Here is a 17,734-nt window from a genome sequence, read left to right on the forward strand (position 1 = left end):
GACCGTGAATTTAACCCTGACCCGAAGACTCTGGATGGGCTTTGCCCTGATGGCGCTGTTAACCCTGACCAGTACCCTGGTGGGATGGTACAACCTGCGCTTTATTAGCCAGGTGGAAAAAGACAACACTCAGGCATTGATTCCTACCATGAATATGGCGCGCCAGTTGAGCGAAGCCAGCGCCTGGGAACTTTTCGCCGCGCAGAACCTGACCAGTGCCGATAACGAAAAGATGTGGCAGGCGCAGGGGCGAATGCTCACCGCACAAAGCCTGAAGATTAATGCGTTGCTGCAAGCGTTACGGGAACAAGGTTTTGATACCACCGCTATTGAACAACAGGAGCAGGAGATCTCCCGTTCATTACGTCAGCAAGGGGAACTGGTGGGGCGGCGTCTGCAACTACGCCAGCAACAACGGCAACTCAGTCAGCAGATAGTCGCTGCCGCCGATGAGATCGCACGCCTGGCGCAAGGTCAGGCGAATAATGCGACAACTTCCGCTGGAGCGACCCAGGCCGGGATTTACGATTTGATCGAACAAGATCAGCGTCAGGCTGCTGAAAGTGCACTCGATCGGCTGATTGATATCGATCTTGAGTATGTTAACCAGATGAATGAACTGCGCCTTAGCGCTCTGCGGGTGCAGCAAATGGTGATGAATCTGGGGCTGGAGCAGATCCAGAAAAATGCACCAACGCTGGAAAAGCAGCTCAATAATGCGGTGAAAATTCTGCAACGTCGGCAAATACGCATTGAAGATCCGGGAGTTCGTGCGCAGGTCGCAACAACGTTAACTACCGTTAGCCAATATAGCGATCTACTGGCGCTGTATCAGCAGGACAGTGAAATCAGCACTCACCTGCAAACTCTCGCCCAAAATAACATCGCCCAGTTCGCGCAGTTTAGTAGCGAAGTCAGTCAGCTGGTCGATACCATTGAGCTGCGTAATCAGCACGGACTGGCGCATCTGGAAAAAGCGAGTGCACGCGGGCAATACAGCCTGTTATTGCTGGGAATAGTTTCTCTTTGCGCACTGATTCTGATCCTCTGGCGCGTGGTTTATCGCTCAGTCACGCGTCCACTTGCCGAACAAACGCAGGCGCTGCAACGGCTGCTGGACGGTGATATTGACTCCCCTTTCCCGGAAACCGCTGGCGTACGGGAGCTGGATACCATCGGGCGGCTGATGGATGCGTTTCGCAGCAATGTTCATGCACTGAATCGCCACCGCGAACAGCTGGCGGCGCAGGTCAAAGCGCGTACAGCTGAATTGCAGGAACTGGTGATAGAACACCGACAGGCACGGGCGGAAGCAGAAAAAGCCAGCCAGGCAAAATCGGCGTTTCTGGCGGCGATGAGCCATGAGATCCGCACACCGCTGTACGGTATTCTCGGCACTGCTCAACTGCTGGCAGATAACCCCGCACTTAACGCCCAGCGTGATGATTTGCGGGCAATTACTGACTCTGGTGAATCGTTGCTGACCATCCTCAACGATATTCTCGATTATTCCGCTATCGAAGCAGGTGGCAAGAATGTTTCGGTCAGCGATGAGCCCTTTGAACCGCGCCCGCTGCTGGAAAGTACCCTGCAATTAATGAGCGGACGGGTGAAAGGTCGCCCGATTCGCCTGGCAACGGCAATTGCCGATGATATGCCGTGCGCGTTAATGGGCGATCCACGACGTATTCGTCAGGTTATAACCAACCTGTTGAGCAACGCCCTGCGTTTTACTGACGAAGGGTACATTATCCTGCGTAGTCGCACTGATGGCGAGCAATGGCTGGTCGAAGTGGAAGACAGCGGCTGCGGTATTGATCCCGCGAAACTGGCAGAAATCTTCCAGCCATTTGTGCAGGTAAGCGGCAAACGCGGCGGCACCGGGCTGGGGCTGACTATCAGTAGCCGTCTGGCCCAGGCGATGGGCGGCGAACTGAGCGCCACCAGCACGCCGGAGGTTGGAAGCTGTTTTTGTTTACGCTTGCCGTTACGTGTTGCCACGGCACCCGTGCCAAAAACAGTCAATCAGGCGGTGCGTCTTGACGGTTTACGTTTGCTGTTAATTGAAGATAACCCGCTAACCCAGCGAATTACCGTTGAGATGCTGAACACCAGTGGTGCGCAGGTTGTTGCTGTTGGCAATGCCGCGCAGGCTTTAGAGACACTGCAAAATAGCGAACCGTTTGCTGCCGCACTGGTGGATTTTGATCTGCCGGATGTCGACGGCATTACGCTTGCCCGACAACTGGCACAGCAATATCCGTCGCTGGTTTTGATTGGCTTTAGCGCCCATGTCATTGACGAAACGCTGCGCCAGCGTACCAGTTCATTATTCCGCGGGATTATCCCTAAACCGGTGCCGCGTGAAGTGCTCGGTCAGTTACTGGCGCACTATCTCCAACTGCAAGTCAATAACGATCAATCGCTGGATGTATCGCAACTCAATGAAGATGCTCAGTTAATGGGGACGGAGAAGATCCACGAATGGCTGGTATTATTTACACAACATGCCCTGCCGCTTCTCGATGAAATCGACATTGCCCGCGCCAGTCAGGATAGCGAGAAAATAAAGCGTGCCGCGCATCAGCTAAAAAGCAGTTGCTCGAGTCTGGGAATGCGTATCGCCAGCCAGCTATGCGCACAACTGGAGCAGCAGCCATTATCTGCCCCCCTTCCACACGAAGAAATTACATGCAGTGTTGCCGCTCTGGAAGCATGGTTGCATAAGAAAGACCTGAACGCGATTTGAATCAATATCAGCCAGTTAAGAACAACTAGAATAGTGGCATTTGGTATACAACTTAACGGACTGGCAAAATCATGGCAGAGAATAAAAGAACCCGCTGGCAGCGGCGGCCAGGCACGACGGGCGGCAAATTACCGTGGAATGACTGGCGTAATGCCACGACCTGGCGTAAAGCGACGCAATTATTACTGTTGGCAATGAATATTTATATTGCCATCACGTTCTGGTATTGGGTGCGCTATTACGAAACGGCAAGTAGCACGACATTTGTCGCCAGACCGGGAGGTATCGAAGGCTGGCTACCGATTGCCGGGCTGATGAATCTGAAATATAGCCTTGTAACAGGTCAGTTACCGTCCGTCCACGCCGCCGCGATGCTGTTATTGGTCGCTTTTATCGTCATCAGTCTATTACTCAAAAAGGCCTTTTGCTCATGGTTATGCCCGGTTGGTACGCTTTCTGAATTAATCGGCGATCTCGGTAACAAACTGTTTGGTCGGCAATGTGTCCTTCCCCGCTGGCTGGATATTCCTCTGCGCGGCGTGAAGTATTTGCTGTTGAGTTTTTTTCTCTATATCGCGTTATTGATGCCCGCTCAGGCGATTCACTATTTTATGTTGTCGCCCTACAGCGTGGTGATGGACGTTAAAATGCTCGATTTCTTTCGTCATATGGGGACCGCGACATTAATCAGCGTGACCGTTTTGCTGATTGCCAGCCTGTTTATTCGCCATGCCTGGTGTCGTTATCTTTGCCCATATGGCGCGCTGATGGGCGTGGTTTCGCTATTGTCGCCGTTTAAGATTCGTCGCAATGCCGAAAGTTGTATCGACTGTGGCAAATGCGCAAAAAATTGCCCATCACGGATCCCGGTCGATAAATTAATTCAGGTACGAACAGTGGAATGTACCGGCTGTATGACTTGCGTAGAGTCATGTCCGGTAGCCTCAACATTGACCTTTTCACTGCAAAAACCTGCGGCAAATAAAAAAGCCTTTGCGTTGTCTGGCTGGTTAATGACGCTACTGGTTCTGGGGATTATGTTTGCGGTGATTGGTTACGCAATGTATGCGGGAGTATGGCAAAGCCCGGTACCGGATGAATTGTACCGACGCTTAATTCCACAAGCGCCAATGATTGGTCACTAAATTAGCAACAAGCGGAACATCACCTCGCACGGGTGATGTTCACAAAATCACATTATTTTGATTTTGACATCATAACTTTCAAGCCCGGTCATTTTTTCTCGTGCGGTGAAGCGAATTTCAGAGACTTCTTTCCCTGTATTCTTGTTCAGCTCGGCGATTTTTTGCGCGATAAAGTCGGCGATTTCCGTTTCGGCTTGTTTTTTTAACTCTTCAATATTCACTGTTAACCTCTTCTGGTCTTGAAAGACAGCAACACGCCAGTAAGGTGTTGGTTCCCGGTACCCTGGTCAGGTAAGAAATGTTATAAGCCATCTCCCCGAAAGATTCAATAATCAACAGGTTATCGCTTACTATACATACAGCGTTGAAGAAAAATAAGGCAGATATAAAAAAGGCTCCACGAGGGAGCCTGATATTATTTTGTGAAATCCAGCGGCGCATGGTCCGTGCGTATTTGCAGCGCGACGTTATCAAAGGTGATCATCGTCGATTTACAAAAAATACACTTAGCGCCCAAAGGGTTTCGCTCCGTCACATCGAATGCCGATGTACGGTACTGTGAACCATGACAACATGGACAGCGGAAATGGAGATGTTGAGTAATAACGGCAACCTTAGAGCGTAACAACGTTCGCTGCCGCGGGGCCACGTTGCCCCTGCTCAATAGAAAATTCAACTTTCTGATTTTCGTTCAGCGTGCGGAATTCATTGCTCTGGATGGCAGTGAAATGGACGAAAACGTCTTTGCTGCCATCATCAGGAGTGATAAAGCCAAAACCTTTATCTGCGTTAAACCATTTTACTAAACCAGTCATTTTATTAGACATATTTTACTTCCTTCATTTTGGGCCTTTCGGCAAACAGGGCTTTAATACAGAAACTACTTAGTGTTCAGGAGAGAGACTCAAAAGAAGGGGATAATGCCTGATAATGAGAACTGCTTTAGTAAACTACTTTGTATGCTGTCTGTCTTTCAAACCGACGCAGCTATTAACGCATGATAATTGAGATTAAGCAAATTTTATTTTAGCCGTCCGGCGGTCTTAAATATCGCTGGCTTTATTTTATTAACCCCGTATAGTGCAGCGCAGTATTTTCAGTAAGGAATTTGTTTGTCCCGTAAAATGACAGGAATTGTCAAAACCTTTGATCGCAAAAGCGGCAAAGGATTCATTATCCCCTCCGACGGTCGTAAAGAAGTTCAGGTCCATATTTCCGCATTCACTCCCCGCGACGCAGAAGTGCTTATACCAGGATTACGTGTGGAATTTTGCCGCGTAAATGGCCTGCGAGGACCAACAGCGGCAAATGTTTATCTCTCTTAATATGACGCTGCTTGTTTAAAGCTGACTGGTTTTATTGGAATAGTGCAATAGTCAACATCATACATTATAACATCAGTTACTTTTCCACAAAGAAACTAATCCATTTAAGCGAATATCTCTGCACCTAATAGTTATAAATGCCATTTAACAGCCAGTTATAGTACCACTTGAAACTATATTACCAACAATAATTAATAGCTTTCGTAACAATTTCCTTATCTTTAATTTGTATTTTGCTAAGATTTATCTTATGCTCACAAGTCGTATTTCCAGAGGGGGATAGTTAACAATCTTATATTTCCCTCTGCGCGCCTTTCCTACCCGCAGTATATAGTGCAAGCGGTATGAGGAAAGGGAGATTTCACAAGGATGTTATACTCAAAGTAGACAATCCTGATCTCAAGCGTACGTATTGTCCATGCGATGAATAAAGGAAAAGTTATGAAACACAAGCTTTCTGCAATCCTTATGGCCTTCATGTTGACGACGCCAGCTGCGTTTGCTGCCCCTGAAGCAACAAACGGGACCGAGGCAACGACGGGTACTACTGGCACCACAACGACCACTACCGGCGCAACCACGACTGCTACTACCACTGGTGGCGTGGCTGCTGGCGCTGTCGGCACGGCGACAGTTGTCGGTGTGGCAACGGCTGTTGGTGTGGCGACGTTGGCAGTTGTTGCAGCAAATGACAGTGGCGATGGCGGTTCTCATAACACCTCAACCACCACGTCCACTACACGCTAATACTGCTTTAACGCGTCGAAATTAAAGTTAAATGATACCCGGTTGCGATATTCGTACCGGGCTTTAGAGATTTGCATTTTTTTAATTAACCTTTCAAGGATTAAAGGTGCGCCCTCTTATTTTATCGATTTTCGCACTATTTCTTGCGGGATGTACGCACAGCCAGCAAAGTATGGTCGATACATTTCGCGCCAGCCTTTTCGATAATCAGGATATCACCGTAGCGGATCAGCAGATCCAGGCGTTGCCTTATTCCACGATGTATTTACGCCTTAATGAAGGGCAACGAATCTTTGTGGTACTGGGATATATAGAACAAGAACAAAGCAAATGGTTATCCCAGGATAACGCCATGCTGGTTACCCACAATGGACGTCTTTTAAAAACCGTCAAACTTAATAATAATCTGCTGGAAGTGACAAATTCCGGGCAGGACCCTCTGCGTAACGCGCTGGCAATAAAAGATGGCAGCCGCTGGACGCGCGATATTCTCTGGAGTGAAGACAACCATTTTCGCTCTGCGACCCTGAGTTCTACTTTTTCCTTTGCTGGATTAGAGACGCTGAATATTGCGGGTCGCAATGTGCTGTGTAATGTCTGGCAGGAAGAGGTGACTTCCACGCGGCCAGAAAAACAGTGGCAAAACACATTCTGGGTCGATTCGGCTACTGGCCAGGTTCGTCAAAGTCGGCAAATGTTAGGCGCAGGGGTTATTCCCGTAGAAATGACGTTTCTTAAACCCGCACCATGAATAAATTACAGTCGTATTTCATTGCCAGCGTACTTTACGTAATGACACCCCATGCCTTTGCGCAAGGAACGGTGACTATTTATCTGCCTGGCGAACAACAGACACTTTCCGTTGGCCCCATGGAAAATGTTGTCCAGTTGGTGACACAACCGCAACTGCGCGATCGCCTCTGGTGGCCTGGTGCCTTGCTGACCGACTCTGCGGCGAAAGCTAAAGCGCTTAAAGACTACCAACATGTCATGGCACAGCTTGCTTCCTGGGAAGCAGAAGCTGACGACGATGTGGCGGCAACGATTAAATCCGTGCGCCAGCAGTTACTCAATCTCAATATCACTGGTCGCTTACCGGTCAAACTGGACCCTGATTTTGTACGAGTGGATGAGAACAGCAATCCCCCGTTGGTCGGGGACTATACGCTCTATACCGTACAGCGTCCGGTGACTATTACTCTGCTGGGTGCGGTTTCTGGGGCTGGGCAATTGCCTTGGCAGGCAGGCCGTAGCGTTACCGATTATCTGCAAGATCACCCCCGCCTTGCAGGCGCGGACAAGAATAACGTTATGGTGATTACGCCTGAGGGTGAGACTGTCGTCGCCCCTGTTGCCCTGTGGAATAAAAGACATGTGGAACCACCGCCTGGCAGCCAGCTTTGGTTGGGCTTTTCTGCGCATGTACTGCCCGAAAAATATGCTGATTTAAATGACCAGATTGTGTCTGTTTTAACGCAACGTGTTCCTGACTGATGAAGAAGAATTCTTATCTTTTAAGCTGCCTGGCCATTGCCGTCTCCAGTGCCTGTCATGCTGAAGTATTAACCTACCCGGATCCGCTGGGTTCGTCGCAATCAGACTTTGGCGGCACAGGATTGTTGCAGATGCCAAATGCGCGCATCGCACCGGAAGGTGAATTCAGCGTCAACTACCGGGATAACGATCAATACCGGTTCTACTCCACCTCCGTGGCGCTGTTCCCATGGCTGGAAGGCACCATTCGTTATACGGATGTGCGCACACGCAAATATAGCCAGTGGGAAGATTTCAGCGGCGATCAGTCATACAAAGACAAATCATTCGATTTTAAACTTCGCCTGTGGGAAGAAGGTTACTGGCTACCGCAAGTGGCGTTTGGCAAACGTGATATTGCTGGTACGGGTCTGTTTGACGGTGAGTATCTGGTGGCCAGCAAGCAAGCGGGGCCATTTGATTTCACCCTCGGGATGGCATGGGGCTACGCCGGTAATGCGGGCAATATTACCAACCCGTTTTGCCGGGTGAGCGATAAATATTGTCATCGCGCAGAGTCTCACGATGCGGGCGATATCAGCTTTAGCGATATCTTTCGTGGCCCGGCTTCCATCTTTGGCGGCATTGAGTATCAAACGCCGTGGAATCCCCTGCGTCTGAAACTCGAATACGATGGCAACAATTACCAGAATGATTTCGCTGGCAAACTGCCTCAGGCAAGCCATTTCAACGTCGGCGCAGTTTATCGCGCTGCCAGCTGGGCAGATCTCAACCTGAGTTATGAACGCGGTAACACGTTGATGTTTGGCTTCACGTTACGGACCAATTTCAACGATCTGCGCCCTGCCCTGCGCGATACGCCAAAACCGGCATATCAACCTGCGCCTGAATCTGAAGGATTGCAGTACACCACAGTAGCGAACCAACTTACCGCGCTGAAGTACAACGCAGGTTTTGAAGCACCGGAAATTCAGCTGCGCGATAAGACGCTGTATATGTCTGGTCAACAATACAAATACCGTGATTCTCGCGAAGCGGTCGATCGTGCCAACCGGATTCTGGTGAATAACCTGCCGCAAGGCGTTGAGAAGATTAGCGTGACGCAAAAGCGCGAGCATATGGCGATGGTGACTACCGAAACCGACGTAGCCAGCCTGCGCAAACAGCTGGCTGGTACAGCGCCTGGTCAATCAGAGCAACTTCAACAACAACGTGTTGAAGCAGAAGATCTTTCTGCCTTTGGTCGGGGCTACCGTATTCGTGAAGATCGCTTTAGCTACTCTTTCAACCCAACACTTTCACAGTCGCTGGGCGGCCCGGAAGATTTCTATATGTTCCAGCTGGGGCTGATGTCCAGTGCCCGCTACTGGTTTACCGACCACCTGCTGCTTGATGGCGGTATTTTCACCAATATTTACAACAACTACGACAAGTTTAAGTCTTCGCTGTTGCCCGCGGACTCTACCCTGCCCCGCGTGCGCACGCATATCCGTGACTACGTTCGCAATGACGTTTATCTCAACAACTTGCAGGCGAACTATTTTGCTGACTTAGGCAATGGTTTCTATGGCCAGGTGTATGGCGGTTATCTGGAAACGATGTATGCCGGTGTCGGTTCCGAGCTGCTTTATCGCCCGCTAGATGCCAGCTGGGCGCTGGGTGTGGACGTTAACTACGTGAAGCAGCGTGACTGGGACAACATGATGCGTTTCACCGATTATTCCACGCCAACAGGTTTCGTGACGGCTTACTGGAACCCGCCGACGCTCAATGGCGTACTGATGAAACTTAGCGTTGGGCAATATCTGGCAAAAGATAAAGGCGCAACGATCGACGTCGCCAAACGCTTTGACAGCGGCGTGGCGGTAGGGGTATGGGCGGCAATCAGTAACGTATCTAAAGATGACTACGGCGAAGGCGGCTTTAGTAAAGGTTTTTATATCTCGATTCCATTCGACTTGATGACCATTGGACCTAACCGCAACCGCGCGGTGGTTTCGTGGACACCATTGACGCGTGATGGTGGACAAATGCTGTCACGCAAATACCAGCTCTATCCAATGACGGCAGAGCGAGAAGTACCGGTTGGACAATAACCTGACGTAATTCATAACATTACATTGACTGATAAATATAAACCAATGAAAAAGAACATTTTTAAGTTTTCGGTACTGACATTGGCTGTTCTGTCTTTGACAGCATGTACCCTTGTTCCTGGTCAGAATTTATCGACCAGTAACAAGGATGTCATTGAACTACCTGACAATCAGTATGACCTGGACAAAATGGTCAATATCTATCCCGTCACGCCAGGATTGATTGATCAGTTGCGCGCCAAACCGATTATGTCGCAGGCTAACCCGGAGCTGGAGCAGCAAATCGCAAACTATGAATATCGTATCGGGATTGGTGATGTGTTGATGGTTACGGTCTGGGATCACCCGGAACTAACCACCCCCGCAGGGCAATACCGTAGCGCCAGTGATACCGGCAACTGGGTTAACGCCGATGGTGCGATTTTCTACCCCTATATTGGTCGCCTGAAAGTGGCCGGGAAAACACTTACCCAGGTACGCAACGAGATTACAGCGCGTCTCGATTCAGTCATTGAAAGCCCGCAAGTCGATGTCAGCGTCGCGGCGTTCCGATCGCAAAAAGCGTACGTCACCGGCGAAGTCAGCAAATCGGGTCAGCAGCCGATTACCAATATTCCTCTGACCATCATGGATGCGATTAACGCCGCGGGCGGTCTGACCGCAGATGCAGACTGGCGCAACGTGGTGCTCACCCAGAATGGCGTAAAGACCAAAGTGAACCTCTATGCGCTGATGCAGCGTGGCGACTTGCGCCAGAACAAACTGCTGCACCCGGGCGATATTTTATTTATTCCGCGCAACGATGATCTGAAAGTCTTCGTGATGGGTGAAGTGGGTAAACAGAGCACGCTGAAAATGGACCGCAGCGGTATGACCCTGGCGGAAGCGCTGGGTAACGCTGAGGGTATGAATCAGGATGTCGCTGATGCGACGGGGATTTTTGTTATTCGTGCAACGCAAAACAAGCAGAATGGCAAAATCGCCAATATTTATCAGCTGAATGCGAAGGACGCATCGGCAATGATACTCGGAACGGAATTCCAGCTTGAACCTTACGACATTGTTTATGTCACTACCGCGCCGCTGGCTCGTTGGAACCGTGTGATTTCTCTGCTGGTACCGACGATTTCCGGGGTGCATGACCTGACAGAGACTTCACGGTGGATTCAAACATGGCCCAACTAAAATTTAACTCAATCCTGGTGGTTTGTACCGGCAACATTTGCCGTTCGCCCATTGGCGAGCGCTTGCTGCGTAAACGTCTGCCGGGCGTAAAAGTCAAATCGGCAGGTGTTCATGGTCTGGTAAAACACCCTGCAGATGCGACAGCGGCAGATGTTGCCGCTAATCATGGCGTATCTCTTGAAGGACATGCCGGACGTAAGCTCACTGCTGAGATGGCACGAAATTACGATCTGATTCTGGCAATGGAGTCGGAACATATTGCTCAGGTTACCGCAATTGCTCCCGAGGTCCGCGGGAAGACAATGCTGTTTGGGCAATGGCTGGAACAGAAAGAGATCCCGGATCCCTATCGTAAAAGTCAGGACGCATTTGAACATGTCTACGGTATGTTGGAGCGCGCCAGTCAGGAATGGGCGAAGCGCCTCAGCCGGTAATTTGAGTTTATAAAATACGATGACAACTAAAAATATGAATACGCCACCAGGCAGCACTCAGGAAAATGAGATCGATCTGCTTCGTCTGGTCGGCGAGTTATGGGATCACCGTAAGTTTATTATCAGCGTGACCGCGTTATTCACGCTGATCGCTGTCGCTTACTCGCTGTTAAGCACACCAATTTATCAGGCAGATACTCTGGTCCAGGTTGAGCAAAAACAGGGCAACGCCATTCTCAGCGGCCTGAGCGATATGATCCCTAACTCATCGCCCGAGTCTGCACCGGAGATCCAACTGCTGCAATCGCGCATGATTCTCGGTAAAACCATTGCTGAACTGAATCTGCGCGACATAGTTGAGCAGAAGTATTTTCCGATTGTGGGTCGCGGCTGGGCGAGATTAACCAAAGAAAAACCAGGTGAGCTGGCGATCAGCTGGATGCATATTCCACAACTGAATGGTCAGGATCAGCAACTGACACTCACGGTTGGGGAAAACGGCCACTATACACTGGAAGGTGAAGAGTTCACCGTCAATGGTATGGTCGGCCAGCGTCTGGAAAAAGATGGCGTTGCGCTGACTATCGCGGACATTAAGGCCAAACCAGGAACACAGTTTGTCCTGAGCCAGCGTACCGAACTGGAAGCGATTAACGCATTGCAGGAAACCTTTACCGTTAGCGAACGCAGTAAAGAAAGCGGGATGCTGGAACTTACCATGACTGGTGATGATCCCCAGTTGATTACTCGTATTCTGAACAGCATCGCTAACAACTATTTGCAACAGAATATCGCTCGCCAGGCGGCGCAGGATTCACAAAGCCTTGAATTCTTACAGCGCCAGTTACCTGAAGTGCGCAGCGAGCTGGACCAGGCGGAAGAAAAACTCAACGTTTATCGCCAGCAGCGCGATTCGGTTGACCTTAACCTGGAAGCCAAAGCCGTTCTTGAGCAGATTGTGAACGTTGATAATCAACTCAATGAGCTGACCTTCCGCGAGGCAGAGATCTCCCAGCTGTATAAGAAAGATCACCCAACTTATCGTGCGCTGCTGGAAAAACGCCAGACGCTGGAGCAAGAACGCAAACGCCTGAATAAGCGGGTATCGGCAATGCCTTCCACCCAACAGGAAGTGTTGCGTTTAAGTCGTGACGTAGAAGCGGGCCGTGCGGTATATCTGCAATTACTTAACCGCCAGCAGGAGTTGAGTATTTCGAAATCCAGTGCCATTGGTAACGTGCGGATTATCGACCCGGCAGTCACTCAGCCGCAGCCAGTGAAACCGAAAAAAGCGTTGAATGTGGTGCTTGGTTTTATTCTTGGCCTGTTTATTTCTGTGGGTGCCGTGCTGGCGCGTGCGATGTTGCGTCGTGGTGTAGAAGCCCCGGAACAACTGGAAGAGCACGGCATCAGCGTTTATGCCACTATCCCAATGTCCGAGTGGCTGGATAAACGCACCCGTCTGCGTAAGAAAAATTTATTTTCTAATCAGCAGCGCCATCGTACTAAAAATATCCCCTTCCTGGCGGTGGATAACCCGGCGGATTCTGCTGTGGAAGCCGTACGTGCGCTACGAACCAGTCTGCATTTCGCTATGATGGAGACGGAGAATAACATTCTGATGATCACCGGTGCGACGCCAGACAGTGGTAAAACGTTTGTCAGTTCAACTCTGGCAGCGGTGATCGCCCAGTCCGATCAAAAAGTGTTATTTATTGATGCCGACTTACGCCGTGGTTATTCGCATAACCTGTTTACCGTGAGTAATGAACATGGCTTGTCGGAATATCTGGCAGGTAAAGATGAGCTCAACAAAGTGATCCAGCATTTTGGCAAAGGAGGCTTTGATGTGATTACTCGCGGTCAGGTGCCACCTAACCCGTCTGAACTGCTGATGCGCGATCGGATGCGTCAATTACTGGAATGGGCGAACGACCATTACGATCTGGTGATTGTCGATACGCCGCCGATGCTGGCGGTGAGTGATGCCGCGGTCGTGGGGCGTTCTGTTGGCACCAGCCTGCTGGTTGCGCGTTTTGGCTTGAACACCGCCAAAGAGGTGAGTTTGTCAATGCAGCGTCTGGAACAGGCAGGCGTCAATATTAAAGGCGCTATCCTCAATGGTGTGATTAAACGCGCCAGCACCGCTTACAGTTACGGCTATAACTATTACGGTTATAGTTACTCCGAGAAAGAGTAAAACTGAAAGTGGCCGGATGCGGCGTGAACGCCTTTTCCGGTCTACGCATTAGACAGTTCTTCGTTTGTCATCAGCCTCAGAGCATTCAGGTAACTGAATGCTCTTTTTTATGCATTACAAACTGCACGCCGGTATGCGTGCTTCATTCACGATTTGCGTAAAACCTGCCAACGAACACATGCCCTGCGCATTTCGCTCTTCACATCCTGCCAGGGTCAGTTTCACCTCTCCGGGCGGCGTATTTAATGACAGCGGCGTTTTATCACGCATCTGCTGTAAAGTCTGGAAGACCAGCGAAACCTGAATCCACTGGCTGTTATCGCTTAGCCGACGCCAGCGTTCAAACACCAGTTCACCACCTGGCGGCGTGTTATCCGGCTGACCGGGAAGCGTCCAGTTGAGCTCCAGTGCGCCGCCGAGATTTGCCAGATTAGTATCGTGTCCGGCGATAAACAGCACTGAAGTGGGTAATGTCACACCATACGCCTGTTTTTGCGGTGGATGGGGCGTCAACGCTGCCATGATCAAATCCAATAACGGGGTGGCGCGGCTGCGGGCAACCTCTGGCGTGCGTTGTAGCAAATAAAATTGCGCGTTATGCAAACTTAGCAAGGTGTTCCACTGGTGTGAATCGGTGATCCTTCCCCACCCCGGCTCCGGCATTCCCTGTGCTTGTTGCAGGAGAAATATCTCCGTCAGCATTGATGCGAGGCTTACCGCACCGGTTAATGAGACATTGTCGGCGCTCACCTTGAGTTCCGATGGTAATGCCTGCGTTAATGAACAGCTTTCGTCCTGTTTCTCACGTTTAAGGCACAAGTTTGATTGCGGAAAATTAAGCACCCGTTCCAGTTCGCGAAACGCCGTTTGCCGATGCCCGGTAAAGTCAGCAATTGACCCTCCTGCCCTGCTGAGGATCGCGTCAGTCACGTTCGCGTTATCCAGTTGGCAAACGCCAGTTTTTAGAGGATTAAATAACGGATCGGGACTGGACGTATCTGCCTGGGTATGTACGGTTATTGCACAGTCAGGTGCCAGCCCGGCGGCGAAGGCTTCGCCTGTTTTACGGGTACGCTCGTCGACATCAGCAATAATCGCGACCTGACCAGACTGCGGGCAGCCCTTTTTCGCCAGCAATCCGTCGGCTACCAGACGCTGGCGTTGGTAATGTCCGAGATAGGCGATTAGCTCACCACCGCGCGGTGTCAGCCAACCCAGTTTTACCGGCCAGGTTGGCCATGCGTCTGGGGTGACATCCTGCATCAGTTGCGTGGCCTTGGTTGGAGCACGCACACCATGACGACTGACAATCACCACACTTTCCAGCTTCAGCTCCGGCTCACTCTGAGCGAATGCAGATTGCGGGGTTAACGGAATCAGAAGAGATAAAAATGGGATTAAGATCGCTTTCATCGATATGTTTCCGCTTTTCATATCTGACATTATTGATTGCCTGATGCGATGCTAATGCGCCGCATCAGGCCTACGTTCGTTAACTTTTCAGACGCGGGTCCAGCCATACCAACACAAGGGTGGAGAGCGAACACATCAACAAAATGCCGACGAACCAAAGTAAATACCACATTGTTCCTGCTCCTTAGTACAACTCGTTTTCGTTACGGCGGAGAGTTTCTGTTGTCATGCGTCCCCACATTTTGTAGTAGCTCCAGAGAGTGTAGAGCAACACAATGGGCAAAAATATCAGCACGATTACCAACATAATGCTCAGCGTCAGCTGACTGGAAGTGCTGTCCCACAACGTCAGGCTGGAGATTGGACTCACGCTTGACGGCATGACAAAGGGGAACAGCGTGATGCCTGCCGTGAAAATCACGCCAAATTGCATCAATGACGCCATTAAAAATCCCCAACCCGGGCGACCACGATAAATCGCCATCACCGTCAGCAATGGGCAGAAGAACCCCAGCAGCGGGAAGATCCACAAAACGGGCGATTCGACGAAATTATTCATCCAGGCACCAGGTAGCACTGCCACCAGTTTCATTAACGGATTGGAAGGACCGTTAGCATCCTGGGCGAGCAGTACAAAGCCATCAATACCGACCCACAGCCAGTAACCCGCCAGCAAAAAGCACAGCATCACCAACAGTGCAGCGCGTTTGGTGGCCAGCTGTGAACGCAGATGAATCACACCAACAGTTTTCAGTTGTAACCAGACGCCACCTTGCAAAATCACCATCCCAAGGCTGAGCAATCCGCACAATAAAGGGAATGGCGTCAGCAGTTGCCAGAAGCTGCCAAGATACTCCACGCGTAATTGCGGTGTGAAGGCAAACGGCACGCCGAGCAACAAGTTGCCGAAGGCGATACCGAAGACTACCGGCGGCACCAGACTGCCGATGACCAGACCGGCGTCCCACATTTTACGCCAGCGTGCATCGGCGATTTTTCCGCGATAATCAAAGGCCAGCGGGCGGAAGAACAGTGAGCACAGCACCAGGATCATCGCCACATAAAAGCCGGAAAACGCCGCTGCATACACTCTGGGCCAGGCGGCAAATAATGCCCCACCAGCGAGGATCAACCAGACCTGGTTGCCTTCCCAGTGTGCACCAACGCTGTTTATCACTATCCGGCGTTCATCATCATTACGCGCCACCAGCGGCAGCAGACAGCCGATCCCCATGTCAAATCCGTCGGAGATCATAAAGACCACCAGGATCACGCCAATCAGCAGCCACCAGATGAAGCGCAATGTTTCATAATCAAACATGATTTTCTCCTTTACCCCTGTTGCTGCGTCGGTTGTTCACTCTGCATCGCGCTCGGCCCCAGACGGGCATATTTCTGCATCAGGTAGACTTCGGCGATTAAGAACAGGGTGTAAAGCCCTACGATCATGATCAGTGAGAAAGCCAGTTGTCCTGTGGTTAAAGCGGAGTGCGCGGAGTATGTCGGTAAGATGTCCTGTATCGCCCACGGCTGACGACCAAACTCGGTCATAAACCACCCGGCTTCAATCGCAATCCACGGCAACGGCAAACTCCAGAGCGCCATTTTCAGCACCCAGCGATGCTGGTCGATTTTGCCACGCAGCGTCTGGACAAGCGCAATCAGCATCACCAGTAGCAGCAGGGAACCACAGCCCACCATGATGCGGAAACTCCAGAATACCGGCGCAACCTGAGGTATCGCGCCACGCATCGCCGCCTGGTACTGTGCGGCTGTGACATGATTCATATCCGGCGCATAGCGGGAGAGCAACATGCCGTAGCCCAGGTCACCTTCCAGTTCCCGGAATGCCTGCAACACATGCGGCTCACGATTGCCTTGCGATATTTCCTGCATTAACAGCCAGGCCATACGTCCGCGTTGCAAGCGTGGGTAGGTTTCAGCCATCAAATTCTTCAGACCCGGCACGGGTTTATCTAATGAGTGAGTGGCGAGGATCCCTAGCAGCGCGGGAATTTTGATGGCAAAGGCGTTACGCTCTTGATCCTGTTCCGGCCAGGCAACCACATGGAACGGTGCAGGTGCAGGTTCCGTTTGCCACTCCCCTTCCATCGCCGCCAGTTTTACCGGTTGTACTTGCGCGACTTCATACGCAGAACTGTCTCCGAGTTGCAGGGTACCGATAATCGCCAGAGTACCGAAGACGGAACCGATGGCAAACGAACGTAATGCGACATCGCGCTCCCGTCCGCGCAGTAAATACCAGGCGCTGATCGCCATAATAAACATGGCCCCGGTCACGTAGCCCGCCATTACGGTGTGCACAAATTTCACCTGGCTGACCGGGTTAAAGACCAGCTCGCTGAAGCTGGTCATCTCCATACGCAGGGTGTCGATATCAAAATGCGCACCGGTCGGGTATTGCATCCAACCGTTGGCATTCAATATCCACAACGCAGAGAGATTTGAACCGAACGCCACCAGCCACGTCACCAGCAGGTGCTGGTATTTATTCAGCCGTTGCCAGCCGAAGAAGAACAGCCCGACAAAGGTGGATTCGAGGAAGAAGGCCATTAATGCTTCCATCGCCAGTGGTGCGCCAAAAATATCGCCCACATAGTTGGAATAGAATGACCAGTTAGTACCAAACTGAAACTCCATGGTCAGGCCGGTAGCCACGCCAAGAGCAAAATTGATACCGAAGAGCTTACCCCAGAAGCGCGTCATATCGCGGTAGATTGTTTTGCCGGTGACCACGTAAATGGTTTCCATGATAGCCAGCAAAAAAATCAGCCCCAGGGTAAGGGGTACAAATAAAAAGTGATACAGCGCGGTCAGAGCAAACTGCCAGCGCGATAAATCAATGACATCCCACATGCGCACTCCTGTAGGCGAAGAGAGAAAAATAACCCGATAATGGTAGATCTCCCTCTTTATCCTGAAACT

The 17,734-nt window shown here is 50.8% G+C and carries 18 protein-coding genes; 10 read left to right on the plus strand and 8 right to left on the minus strand.

Annotated features, from left to right (window positions below; all coding sequences use genetic code 11):
* Positions 1-4: 4 nt before the first annotated feature.
* Positions 5-2,749, plus strand: a complete 2,745-nt coding sequence (torS, locus tag FTE26_RS19350; protein ID WP_071587339.1) for a TMAO reductase system sensor histidine kinase/response regulator TorS — start codon at positions 5-7, stop codon at positions 2,747-2,749.
* A 71-nt stretch (positions 2,750-2,820) separates the two neighbouring features.
* Positions 2,821-3,894 carry a 4Fe-4S binding protein gene (locus tag FTE26_RS19355; RefSeq protein ID WP_000829668.1) on the plus strand — a complete coding sequence of 358 codons (1,074 nt, stop codon included), beginning with the start codon at positions 2,821-2,823 and terminating at the stop codon, positions 3,892-3,894.
* Between the two features lie 47 nt (positions 3,895-3,941).
* Here FTE26_RS19355 and FTE26_RS19360 read toward each other — a convergent pair whose 3' ends face one another.
* From FTE26_RS19360 to cspG, 4 genes are read right to left on the minus strand one after another with little or no spacing between them, the layout of a single operon-like run.
* Complete coding sequence (locus tag FTE26_RS19360) at positions 3,942-4,115, minus strand: GnsA/GnsB family addiction module toxin (RefSeq protein WP_001019197.1); 174 nt, start codon at positions 4,113-4,115, stop codon at positions 3,942-3,944.
* Positions 4,105-4,335 carry a protein YmcE gene (gene ymcE / locus FTE26_RS19365; protein ID WP_001316982.1) on the minus strand — a complete coding sequence of 77 codons (231 nt, stop codon included), beginning with the start codon at positions 4,333-4,335 and terminating at the stop codon, positions 4,105-4,107. Before ymcE ends, FTE26_RS19360 begins: the two co-directional genes overlap by 11 nt.
* Positions 4,310-4,498, minus strand: a complete 189-nt coding sequence (gene ymcF / locus FTE26_RS19370) for a cold shock small protein YmcF (protein WP_071524879.1) — start codon at positions 4,496-4,498, stop codon at positions 4,310-4,312. The genes ymcE and ymcF overlap by 26 nt, the downstream gene beginning before the upstream one ends.
* 10 nt (positions 4,499-4,508) lie before the next feature.
* Positions 4,509-4,721, minus strand: a complete 213-nt coding sequence (cspG, locus tag FTE26_RS19375; RefSeq protein WP_000066490.1) for a cold shock protein CspG — start codon at positions 4,719-4,721, stop codon at positions 4,509-4,511.
* A 285-nt stretch (positions 4,722-5,006) separates the two neighbouring features.
* On the opposite strand from cspG, the gene cspH reads away from it, so the two are divergent.
* The 8 genes from cspH (at position 5,007) to etk (ending at position 13,375) form a co-directional block, all read left to right on the plus strand.
* Entirely contained in the window at positions 5,007-5,219 is a 213-nt protein-coding gene (gene cspH, locus FTE26_RS19380; protein ID WP_000087763.1) for a cold shock-like protein CspH, read from the plus strand.
* Positions 5,220-5,660: 441 nt separating this feature from the next.
* The gene (locus tag FTE26_RS19385; protein WP_001295358.1) at positions 5,661-5,966 is read left to right on the plus strand and encodes a threonine-rich inner membrane protein GfcA; all 306 of its coding nucleotides are present in this window, start codon (positions 5,661-5,663) and stop codon (positions 5,964-5,966) included.
* A 106-nt stretch (positions 5,967-6,072) separates the two neighbouring features.
* Complete coding sequence (gfcB, locus tag FTE26_RS19390) at positions 6,073-6,717, plus strand: lipoprotein GfcB (RefSeq protein ID WP_001247610.1); 645 nt, start codon at positions 6,073-6,075, stop codon at positions 6,715-6,717.
* Entirely contained in the window at positions 6,714-7,460 is a 747-nt protein-coding gene (locus tag FTE26_RS19395) for a capsule biosynthesis GfcC family protein (RefSeq protein ID WP_001038062.1), read from the plus strand. The genes gfcB and FTE26_RS19395 overlap by 4 nt, the downstream gene beginning before the upstream one ends.
* The gene (locus tag FTE26_RS19400) at positions 7,460-9,556 is read left to right on the plus strand and encodes a YjbH domain-containing protein (protein WP_000742348.1); all 2,097 of its coding nucleotides are present in this window, start codon (positions 7,460-7,462) and stop codon (positions 9,554-9,556) included. The genes FTE26_RS19395 and FTE26_RS19400 overlap by 1 nt, the downstream gene beginning before the upstream one ends.
* Positions 9,557-9,601: 45 nt before the next feature.
* Complete coding sequence (locus tag FTE26_RS19405) at positions 9,602-10,741, plus strand: polysaccharide export protein (RefSeq protein WP_001295357.1); 1,140 nt, start codon at positions 9,602-9,604, stop codon at positions 10,739-10,741.
* Positions 10,729-11,175, plus strand: a complete 447-nt coding sequence (gene etp / locus FTE26_RS19410) for a protein-tyrosine-phosphatase Etp (protein ID WP_000057871.1) — start codon at positions 10,729-10,731, stop codon at positions 11,173-11,175. Before FTE26_RS19405 ends, etp begins: the two co-directional genes overlap by 13 nt.
* Before the next feature lie 19 nt (positions 11,176-11,194).
* On the plus strand, positions 11,195-13,375 hold the full coding sequence (gene etk / locus FTE26_RS19415) for a tyrosine-protein kinase (protein WP_000208650.1): 2,181 nt from the start codon (positions 11,195-11,197) through the stop codon (positions 13,373-13,375).
* A 114-nt stretch (positions 13,376-13,489) separates the two neighbouring features.
* Here etk and appA read toward each other — a convergent pair whose 3' ends face one another.
* The 4 genes from appA to appC all read right to left on the minus strand — a co-directional run bounded on the left by appA (position 13,490) and on the right by appC (position 17,665).
* Entirely contained in the window at positions 13,490-14,788 is a 1,299-nt protein-coding gene (gene appA, locus FTE26_RS19420; protein ID WP_001297112.1) for a bifunctional acid phosphatase/4-phytase, read from the minus strand.
* A gap of 79 nt (positions 14,789-14,867) precedes the next feature.
* Positions 14,868-14,960 carry a cytochrome bd-II oxidase subunit CbdX gene (gene cbdX / locus FTE26_RS19425; RefSeq protein ID WP_000270305.1) on the minus strand — a complete coding sequence of 31 codons (93 nt, stop codon included), beginning with the start codon at positions 14,958-14,960 and terminating at the stop codon, positions 14,868-14,870.
* Positions 14,961-14,972: 12 nt separating this feature from the next.
* On the minus strand, positions 14,973-16,109 hold the full coding sequence (gene appB, locus FTE26_RS19430) for a cytochrome d ubiquinol oxidase subunit II (RefSeq protein ID WP_000460803.1): 1,137 nt from the start codon (positions 16,107-16,109) through the stop codon (positions 14,973-14,975).
* Between the two features lie 11 nt (positions 16,110-16,120).
* The gene (gene appC, locus FTE26_RS19435) at positions 16,121-17,665 is read right to left on the minus strand and encodes a cytochrome bd-II oxidase subunit 1 (protein WP_000263563.1); all 1,545 of its coding nucleotides are present in this window, start codon (positions 17,663-17,665) and stop codon (positions 16,121-16,123) included.
* Between the last annotated feature and the right edge of the window lie 69 nt (positions 17,666-17,734).

The organism is Escherichia sp. S10b, assembly GCF_028421345.1.
Lineage (GTDB): Bacteria > Pseudomonadota > Gammaproteobacteria > Enterobacterales > Enterobacteriaceae > ECMA0423.

Coding starts and splice junctions, on each gene's coding strand:
- FTE26_RS19355 (WP_000829668.1), top strand. CDS start 2,821: ATGGCAGAGAATAAAAGAACCCGCTGGCAGCGGCGGCCAGGCACGACG.
- ymcE (WP_001316982.1), bottom strand. CDS start 4,335: ATGCGCCGCTGGATTTCACAAAATAATATCAGGCTCCCTCGTGGAGCC.
- cspG (WP_000066490.1), bottom strand. CDS start 4,721: ATGTCTAATAAAATGACTGGTTTAGTAAAATGGTTTAACGCAGATAAA.
- FTE26_RS19385 (WP_001295358.1), top strand. CDS start 5,661: ATGAAACACAAGCTTTCTGCAATCCTTATGGCCTTCATGTTGACGACG.
- FTE26_RS19395 (WP_001038062.1), top strand. CDS start 6,714: ATGAATAAATTACAGTCGTATTTCATTGCCAGCGTACTTTACGTAATG.
- FTE26_RS19400 (WP_000742348.1), top strand. CDS start 7,460: ATGAAGAAGAATTCTTATCTTTTAAGCTGCCTGGCCATTGCCGTCTCC.
- FTE26_RS19405 (WP_001295357.1), top strand. CDS start 9,602: ATGAAAAAGAACATTTTTAAGTTTTCGGTACTGACATTGGCTGTTCTG.
- etp (WP_000057871.1), top strand. CDS start 10,729: ATGGCCCAACTAAAATTTAACTCAATCCTGGTGGTTTGTACCGGCAAC.
- etk (WP_000208650.1), top strand. CDS start 11,195: ATGACAACTAAAAATATGAATACGCCACCAGGCAGCACTCAGGAAAAT.
- appA (WP_001297112.1), bottom strand. CDS start 14,788: ATGAAAGCGATCTTAATCCCATTTTTATCTCTTCTGATTCCGTTAACC.
- cbdX (WP_000270305.1), bottom strand. CDS start 14,960: ATGTGGTATTTACTTTGGTTCGTCGGCATTTTGTTGATGTGTTCGCTC.
- appB (WP_000460803.1), bottom strand. CDS start 16,109: ATGTTTGATTATGAAACATTGCGCTTCATCTGGTGGCTGCTGATTGGC.
- appC (WP_000263563.1), bottom strand. CDS start 17,665: ATGTGGGATGTCATTGATTTATCGCGCTGGCAGTTTGCTCTGACCGCG.